Source organism: Psychrobacter sp., assembly GCF_030457785.1.
Lineage (GTDB): Bacteria > Pseudomonadota > Gammaproteobacteria > Pseudomonadales > Moraxellaceae > Psychrobacter.
In genome coordinates this window covers 1-9,173 of sequence record NZ_JAKDUI010000098.1, presented here as the reverse complement: position 1 = coordinate 9,173, position 9,173 = coordinate 1, and the positions used below count along the sequence as shown (strand labels likewise).

At 43.7% G+C, this 9,173-nt stretch carries 6 protein-coding genes; 2 read left to right on the top strand and 4 right to left on the bottom strand.

All coding sequences use genetic code 11. The annotated features are described in order from the left end of the window. Positions 1-255: 255 nt before the first annotated feature. The 4 genes from fusA to L0J61_RS06320 all read right to left on the bottom strand — a co-directional run bounded on the left by fusA (position 256) and on the right by L0J61_RS06320 (position 5,407). Complete coding sequence (gene fusA / locus L0J61_RS06335) at positions 256-2,382, bottom strand: elongation factor G (protein ID WP_301465488.1); 2,127 nt, start codon at positions 2,380-2,382, stop codon at positions 256-258. A 370-nt stretch (positions 2,383-2,752) separates the two neighbouring features. Next, complete coding sequence (gene rpsG, locus L0J61_RS06330; protein ID WP_301465487.1) at positions 2,753-3,226, bottom strand: 30S ribosomal protein S7; 474 nt, start codon at positions 3,224-3,226, stop codon at positions 2,753-2,755. Positions 3,227-3,435: 209 nt separating this feature from the next. Continuing rightward, on the bottom strand, positions 3,436-3,810 hold the full coding sequence (gene rpsL / locus L0J61_RS06325) for a 30S ribosomal protein S12 (RefSeq protein ID WP_201573638.1): 375 nt from the start codon (positions 3,808-3,810) through the stop codon (positions 3,436-3,438). Between the two features lie 469 nt (positions 3,811-4,279). After that, complete coding sequence (locus tag L0J61_RS06320) at positions 4,280-5,407, bottom strand: EcsC family protein (RefSeq protein ID WP_301465486.1); 1,128 nt, start codon at positions 5,405-5,407, stop codon at positions 4,280-4,282. Positions 5,408-6,099: 692 nt separating this feature from the next. On the opposite strand from L0J61_RS06320, the gene L0J61_RS06315 reads away from it, so the two are divergent. Both L0J61_RS06315 and L0J61_RS06310 read left to right on the top strand, forming a co-directional pair. Continuing rightward, positions 6,100-7,335, top strand: coding sequence for a beta-ketoacyl-ACP synthase II (locus L0J61_RS06315; RefSeq protein ID WP_301465485.1), 1,236 nt, complete (start codon positions 6,100-6,102; stop codon positions 7,333-7,335). Positions 7,336-7,338: 3 nt separating this feature from the next. After that, positions 7,339-9,105 carry an anthranilate synthase component I family protein gene (locus tag L0J61_RS06310; protein ID WP_301465484.1) on the top strand — a complete coding sequence of 589 codons (1,767 nt, stop codon included), beginning with the start codon at positions 7,339-7,341 and terminating at the stop codon, positions 9,103-9,105. The last annotated feature ends 68 nt before the right edge of the window (positions 9,106-9,173 follow it).

The following is a 9,173-nucleotide window of genomic DNA, read 5'->3' as shown; positions in this document are numbered from 1 at the left end:
GTGGCTTGTTACGTTCAAACTTGGCCTTTGCCATGGGTAATTCCTCTTTTTTTGGGGTTAGCGTCTAACGAATATAAATACTAAAATTAGAACTATACTAACCACATTAAAATAATTGTTAAAAGGTTGCACATACTGATGTGCAGATATTATAAGAAAATCACAACCAATAACAAGTCTTTTAACAAGTTATTGGCGGATTCTCTGCTGACAATATAGAGACACCCTCCGTATCGTCAGGCTAATAAATCTTATTTACTCGTCTTCATCTTTAGAGTTGAACTTAGAGATGATAGATTCTGCAACTGATTTTGGAATCTCAGCGTACTTTTGGAACTGCATTGAGTACGTTGCACGACCTTGTGACATTGAGCGCATTTGTGTGGCATAACCAAACATTTCCGCTAATGGTACTTCAGCACGAATCTCTTTAGTACCGCCAGGCAAGTCGTCCATGCCTTGGACCATACCACGACGACGGTTAAGATCGCCCATGATATCACCCATGTACTCTTCAGGTGTTTCAACTTCAACTTTCATGACTGGCTCAAGTAGCGCAGGATTTGCTGCTAGGAAGCCTTTTCTGAAAGCCATAGAACCTGCCATTTTAAACGACAATTCATCAGAATCGACATCATGGTAAGAACCGTCATACAAAGTTGCTTTTACGCCGACAACTGGGTAACCAGCAAGTACGCCGTTTTTCATGCGTTCTTGGATACCTTTATCGACAGCACCGTGGAATTCTTTAGGTACAGAACCACCAACAACTTCTTCAGCGAATTCGTACTCAACTTCGCCCGCTGGATCAAGCGGCTCAAGACGTAGCCAAACATGACCGAACTTACCACGACCACCAGTCTGACGTACGAACTTGCCTTCTTGTTCAATCGTGTCACGAATCGTTTCACGATAAGCAACCTGTGGCGCACCAATGTTTGCTTCAACATTGAACTCACGCTTCATACGGTCAACAAGAATCTCAAGATGCAGCTCACCCATACCACTGATGATAGTCTGACCAGATTCTTCGTCAGTGTGTACACGGAACGATGGATCTTCTTTAGCCAAACGGCCAAGAGCAATTGACATTTTTTCTTGGTCAGCTTTCGTCTTAGGCTCAACGGCTAGGCTGATAACTGGATCTGGGAATTCCATACGCTCAAGCGTGATGACGTTGTGTTCGTCACATAAAGTATCACCAGTACCGACATCTTTCATACCAACTAAGGCAGCGATATCACCAGTACGAATCTCTTCAAGCTCTTGTTGAGAGTCAGCCATCATCTGTACGATACGGCCAACACGCTCACGCTTCATTTTAACTGGGTTATAAACACTGCTGCCCTGCTGGATAACACCTGAATAAACACGTACGAAGGTTAAGTTACCAACGAATTTGTCGTTCATGATTTTAAATGCAAGTGCTGAGAATGGTGCTTCATCAGACGCTTCACGACTGCCTTCGCTTTCTTCTTTGTCGTCAAGGATACCCTTAATCGCAGGTACATCGATTGGCGCAGGTAGATACTGAATAACAGCATCTAGCATTTTTTGTACACCTTTGTTTTTAAAGGCAGTACCACAAAGAAGTGGAATGATTTCGTTATCGATCGTTAGCTGACGAAGTGCTGCGTGGATCTGATCAACAGTCAACTCACCGTTTTCTAGATACTCATTCATCAGCTCTTCGGTAGACTCAGCAGCAGTTTCTACTAAGTGCTCGCGATACTCTTCCGCTTTTTCTTGTAGTTCAGTTGGGATATCGCGCTCTTCGTAATTCATACCTTGAGACGCTTCATACCAGTAGATAGCCTTCATGGTTACTAGATCGACAACGCCTTCGAAGTCATCTTCTTTACCAATTGGGATAATCAACGGAACAGGGTTACCACCCAAGCGAGTTTTGATCTGATCGATAACACGGTAGAAATCAGCACCAACACGGTCCATTTTGTTCACAAACGCAAGACGTGGTACTTTATATTTATTTGCCTGACGCCATACAGTCTCAGACTGTGGCTGAACACCACCTACTGCACAGTAAACCATGCAAGCACCATCAAGTACACGCATAGAACGCTCAACTTCAATCGTGAAGTCAACGTGACCTGGAGTATCAATAATGTTGATGCGATGTTCAGGGAACTGTTTTGCCATACCTGACCAAAAACAAGTTGTTGCCGCTGAGGTAATTGTAATACCACGTTCTTGTTCTTGCTCCATCCAGTCCATAGTGGCTGCGCCATCATGTACTTCGCCAATTTTGTGACTAACACCGGTATAGAATAAAACACGCTCAGTAGTGGTCGTCTTACCAGCATCGATGTGCGCTGAGATACCGATATTGCGATAGCGCTTTAGGGGAGTTTTACGAGCCATAGTGTTTTCCTAAGGAAATTCGTGTATATAATAATGTGTTGTTCTCTGCCTAATACTCTATGACAAAGCCGTCAGCTTCGTAATATTACTTACTGATTATTGGGCCTAATACGGACAACAAAAGAGCAAATACTAAGAATATTGCAGCATAAAATTTGGGGTATTTTCTATTTAGCAAACTTTCTTCTAAGAATGTTGTTTCTCAGAAAAAAATCTTGATAGATACCTGCCATCTCAATTGAAAAAAGATCGAACCTTTCAGCAAGTGATTGAATGATGGCAGCAATCAGTGGAGCAGAAAATAGTGGATTGATGAGCATGAGCCATCAACCCATAAATCTTTACTTGAAAACTACTAATTATTAGCAGCTTAGAAGCGGTAATGAGAGAATGCTTTGTTTGCATCTGCCATGCGGTGAACTTCATCACGCTTCTTCATGGCGTTACCTTTACCGTCAGCAGCGTCATTCAACTCGCCTGCTAAACGTAAAGACATTGATTTTTCAGAACGCTTAGCAGCAGCTTCTGCTAACCAACGCATAGCCAAGGCAGTACGACGGGAGGGACGTACTTCCATTGGTACTTGGTAGGTAGCACCACCGACACGGCGAGCTTTTACTTCGACCATCGGACGTACATTTTCTAGTACTTCTTCGAAGAAAGAAACTGGATCTTCGACCTTACGTTTCTCACTAACTGTCTCAAGTGCACCGTAAACGATACGCTCAGCAGTAGATTTTTTACCATCACTCATTACATGGTTGATGAATTTTGCAACGGTTTGGCTACCGAACTTAGGATCAGGTAGGATCTCACGGGCAGCAACGACGCGACGTCTTGGCATAATATATTTCCTTGTCTTCAGGATAGTCCAACATTCACAGCTTCATACTCGTTTATTTATAGAACGACGTAATAAGCTGCCAGTTAGCCTTACTGCATGGTGGTATGTGAAACGTAGATATCTGATATAAAGGGTGTTATATCAAAATTTTCTACTGTTGACACCGAGCCCATGCACAGTTATTGGGTAATGCAAAAAGCTAAGCTATATTAAGCTTTAGGCTTCTTCGCACCATATTTAGAGCGACCTTGCTTACGGTCTTTTACGCCTGCGCAATCTAGTGCACCGCGAACTGTGTGATAACGTACACCTGGTAGATCTTTAACACGACCACCACGGATTAGAACAACACTATGCTCTTGTAGGTTATGACCTTCGCCGCCGATGTAGCTTGATACTTCATAGCCTGAAGTCAAACGTACACGACATACTTTACGCATGGCTGAGTTAGGTTTTTTTGGCGTGGTAGTATATACGCGAGTACATACACCGCGACGCTGTGGGCACGCTTCCAACGCAGGAACTTTTGACTTTTCCTTGATGGACTTGCGACCTTTACGAATCAATTGGTTAGTTGTTGCCATAAGGCATCCTTCTCCCGTTTGGTATAAAACAAAAAAATGGGCAGATACGCCATCCATCTGACGTTAATGACAGATTTCGGGGTCACCCATTTTTAGGACAGTGTATTATAAAGAGTTGTTACTGCTATTTCAACCACTTATGCATGGTTTTACTTTACAACATTTGATAGATATGCATTGAGCTTGCTGATTTGCTACCCCGTTTGTTTTTGACTGCTATTTAATAGAATACAGACAAAAGCACAAAACCAAGCTGCAGCATCATTTGCAAAAGGTATTTGGGGTCAAATAAATAGCATTTTCTGACAAGAAAATGGCGATATAATCTTGTTTTTCAAGGGCACTCGGATTATATCACCTTTTATAGCTGCGTGATAAGTAAAACCTGCTCACTACTTCACTCCAACAATTAAGTTCGCCAAAAAATAATGTATTCCTTCCTGAATGTATTCTGGCTTGGTTGTGGATGTTACGGCTTTTTCTGCGTTTCTATGTCAGCATCAGTGAGTTGCTTATTTTCTTCATTATCATCTTCTTCGTTGTCATCTTGTTCTATGCTGTCTTGTACCGTATCTTCTGACGTTTTCTCTTCTGAGCTTTCTGTCTTGCTTTCATCATCTGATGTTTTACGCACTTCAAGCTCACTACCACTATCATCAGTAATCGCGCGATTTGCAAGCTTGGCTTCTGGCGCGAACGTTGATTGGGCAACACCAATAACTTCATCAATTAGTTGGCTATTGTAGTGCATGCCAATGATAACGGCTGTGGCTGGCATAAAGCGGCGAACCCACGATAGATTGACCTTATCTAAATCAACACCGACCTGACCTGCGATGCTATCAACTTGCTCAGCGTAGTAATTGACGTTTTTGTTTTTCATACCAAGGTTTCTCAGCTCACTGTGCAGGCCATTGCTCTGCGCATTATCAAGCAACTCTTTACCGATTCCAATGCCTGCTAGCAACGCTTGCTTTTCTTTCATTTTACGTAAGTCGGCACTCGCTAACAGCTCATAAGCCATCTTCACACCCTGAGTACCGGTCAGCGGTTTGTTGTATACAGCAGCCAGCTGATAGACGGTACGAAGTGATACCAGTAACAACCATAATGCGTCTGCCAACATACCTGGCAAGCCGGCAAGCCCCGTCAAGCCACCCATCGTCGCTAATGCACGATTTTGATTGGCTATATCAGTCGCGAGTGAGTAGCGCTCTGCGTCACTTAAACGTTCGATATTAGCAAAACGGTGTTCGTTTGGCAGGTCGATCTGGCTCCAGTTGGAGGCAAGTTTTGCCACCTGCGTGAATGCACCATCCACGGTCGACTGAAAAAAGCTATCCGGAACGACTTTTTTGGCATATTTGCTGTAGCGGGCAAAACGTGAGCCCAACAGTTGCTGGGTCGCCTTTAGTGTTTGCTCTCGAAACAAGTCTTGCTGATAGTCTTCATCGCCCAGATTCACCTTTTTATAGTGTCGTGGCTTGCTGGTCTTGGCATTCGTCTCTTCGATTACCGCACCTATGCGCTCTAGGCTGTTGCGGGTAAGAGAACCAATGGTATTGATACCTTTAGAGAGAGTACTACGCTTTGCCATCGTAATGTCCTTAATATGAAGATTGATTGCATTTGGTTGTTTAAAGCTGTGTTTGGTGGTGTGTCAAAAAGTATGCTGATTAAAACTTGAACAATTTTTGAAGCCTTGAAAGCCCTATAGAATCAGAGAACTTAGCATAGATTTCTTATTGACTTCTATCGCCAGCATACTTTTTAGAACACCACCCTGTGTTTTAACTAACGTCTTATTTTAACTGGCGTCTTGATAGTCTAATATGTCGACAACCAATGCAGTCGCACCGGTGGTCATGATTGTTACATTTTAACGATTTACTATGCGTGCTGTCAGTGCAAACAATGTTATTAGCGACATAGTTTTTGTATTAAAAGTATGCGTTATTTATCATAAACACTGTTGTCACCGCTATCACGATGGTTACCGCTATGAGATTGACCTTTTCTTAGCCTCATCAACGAGATGCACAGTTTTTAATTTTATCCGTGTCTTTTATAACTTCAATTTCCTAGCCTCTGATAACTTACTGACTACCCTTCTTTGAGCAGCTCATTGATACTGTTTGGTGTTATGACTCGCAAACGCTATTTTACGGTTATTTTGCAGTTGTGCAAAGATTTTGGGTTCTTGATACGTTATCATAGGCTATAGACTGCAAAGTCGTTGCATGATTCTTAAAACAATTTCTAAAAATCATTACTCATAAGGAATATAATATGCGCCGCGTTGTTATCACTGGAGCAGGGATTGTCTCTTGTATCGGGCATGATTTAGCCACTGTCACTTCTGCTCTGCAGCAAGGTCAGTCTGGCATTACATTTAACGAAGATTATGCTGAGCACGATTTTAAATCACACGTAAGCGGTAGTATCGACCAGTCGATGCTGGATACTAGTGGCATCGACCGTAAACTAAAACGGTTTTTTAGTGACGCCAGCCTCTATGCTTACGTCAGCGCCCTGAGCGCCATCGAACATGCAGGTCTGTCGCTTGAGACCATCAATCACAATCCACGTGTAGGCGTGGTCGCAAGCTCTGGCGGCGCATCGACTGAAAATATCGTCAATGCTGTGGATGCCATGCGCAAAAAAGGTCTGCGCGGTGTCGGTGCTATGGCAGTGCCAAAAACCATGGGCAGCTCAGTATCAGCGGCATTAGCAACTGGCCTCAAAATTCAGGGCGTCTCTTACTCGATGTCTTCGGCTTGTGCCACCTCGACGCATTGTATCGGTCACGCTGCTGAGCTGATCCAGTTGGGTAAAGCGGATGTGGTGCTCGCTGGTGGTAGTGAGGCTGAACACTGGACTCAGTCTTGTATGTTTGATGCGATGGGCGCCGTCAGTACACAATACAATGAAACCCCAAAACTTGCCTCAAGAGCATACGATAAAGACCGTGACGGCTTTGTCATCGCTGCTGGTGGTGCGATGGTCGTGGTCGAAATTCTAGAGCATGCCCAAGCACGTGGTGCCAATATCTTGGCTGAAATCGTAGGCTATGGTGCCAGTTCTGATGGTGCTGAAATGGTTGCACCAAGCGGTGAAGGTGCTGTACGTTGTATGCAGCAGGCGTTGGCCGAAGCTGGATTAGACAGCGTTGACTATATTAATACTCACGGTACTAGTACGCCTTTAGGCGATATCACTGAACTAAAAGCGATTGCTAAAGTGTTTGGTGGTGACGCCAGTCAAGTCCCTGCCATTAGCTCAACCAAATCTATGACTGGTCATAGTCTAGGCGCAGTCGGTGCACAAGAGCTGATTTATTGCTTATTGATGCTACAAGAAGGCTTTATCGCACCTAGTATTAATGTTGAAAACTTAGATCCTGCTGCTGACGGATTTGACATCGTCACCGAAAAACGTGACACAAAACTTGATACTCTGATGAGCAACAGCTTCGGCTTTGGCGGTACTAACGCCACCTTGATTATCAAAAAGTTTGACGCATAACTGATGTCAGTCACAAATCATAATAGTAAAACGTCCCATGCTACCCCATCGCCAGCTATCTACCCTAGCTGGCGTTTTGGTGACTTGCCTGCGTCAGAGCTCATCCCAAAGCTACAACAGTACTTAACAGCACAAAAACCTGAGAAACATTGGCAACTGGTATGGTTGAATAACGACGACCGACCCGTCATCGGTCTGCTACCTAAAGTGGCATGGTCTGTCTGCTTCAATAGCAACCAGCAAGGCAGCCTTTATACCGTGACCAAAAACTATCGTGATGACAACGGCACTACAACCTCAAAACCAATGAGCTATAGCGCGTGGCAAGATGAGCTTATTACCTACAGCCAAAATCAGCGAAAAAACCAAGACCCTGATAATAATATTGCCCCTAACATTAAAATTGATGCTGATAAAAAATCTTCAAAATCAGTCAATACTCATGACGCACAACCAATCTATCATCACGGTTTTATAGGCTTCATTGGTTATGACATAGCCGCTCATGAATTAAGCCCGACGGCTGATATTCAGTTTGCTAAACAACCTTGTGCCGTATTGGGGCATTATGATATTTACCTGACGCCAGCCGATGAAAACGCTGGCTGGACACTGCGTACGATAAACCCAGACACTATAAACCTAGACAAAAGAGAACAGGATACTACAGAGCTGGATGCGATAAAGTTAGATACACATCACCAAACGAGAGACGCCCTACTCGACACGCTTATATCTTGTTTGAATGCGCTAGACCATGCCTTATCCAACAAGATAGAAGCACCTCAAAATACAGAATACCTACTTTCACCACTAGTGCTAAACCCGCGATGGCATGAAGATGCCTACCAAAGCGCTTTTCATAAGACTCAGGACTATCTGCAGCAAGGGGATTGTTATCAAATAAATCTGACACAAGTTTGGCAGGGTTTGCTAGTTACAGATACTGTTAATCATACGCCCAACCTCATTGATTATTCACCTGCCTTACACCGTAATACGCAAGCACCCTTTGCTGGCTATCTACAAACGAAGTTTTTTAACAATGATATTGACGCTATCAAGACTGATACGTCAAAGAGTCAGTTTGAGCTATTGAGCTGCTCGCCTGAGCTGTTTTTTACTTTTAAAAAAGACGCTAGCACAGGACAGCATCATATCGTCACCAAGCCCATCAAAGGAACGATGCCACGCGGCACAACTGCTGAGCAGGACGACTTCAATAAGCAGCAACTAATCAATAGCGAAAAAGACCGTGCTGAGAACGTCATGATTGTCGATTTATTGCGTAATGATTTGGGCAAATATGCCAAGATAGGTAGCGTAAAAGCACCGCAGCTGTTCGCGATTGAGAGTTTTAGCAATGTCCATCACATGGTCAGTACCATCACTGCTGAACTAAAATCAGATGCCCATCCGCTAGCGGTATTATTTGGCAGTCTACCAGCAGGCTCCATCACAGGTACGCCAAAAAAACGAGCCGTCGAGATTATATCTGAGTTAGAATCCGAATCGCGTGGTGCCTATTGTGGCACGATGGGCTACATGAACTTTGATGGTAGTGGACAATGGAATGTGCTGATTCGCACACTACAAGCGAATACCTCATCAAACGGTACATTAGACGATACATTAGGCAAAGAAGGACAAGTCAGCTTATGGGCTGGTGGTGGTATCACGGTCGCCTCGGATTGCGATGCTGAGTATCAAGAATGTCTGGATAAAGTAGGAAACCTGCTATCCGTATTGACCCTACCTCAAAAGTATTGAGTAAGCAGATCAAATCTTAGATTAACACATGAAGTGCAATACCAAATGCAAGGTGAAAAAAAGACCTA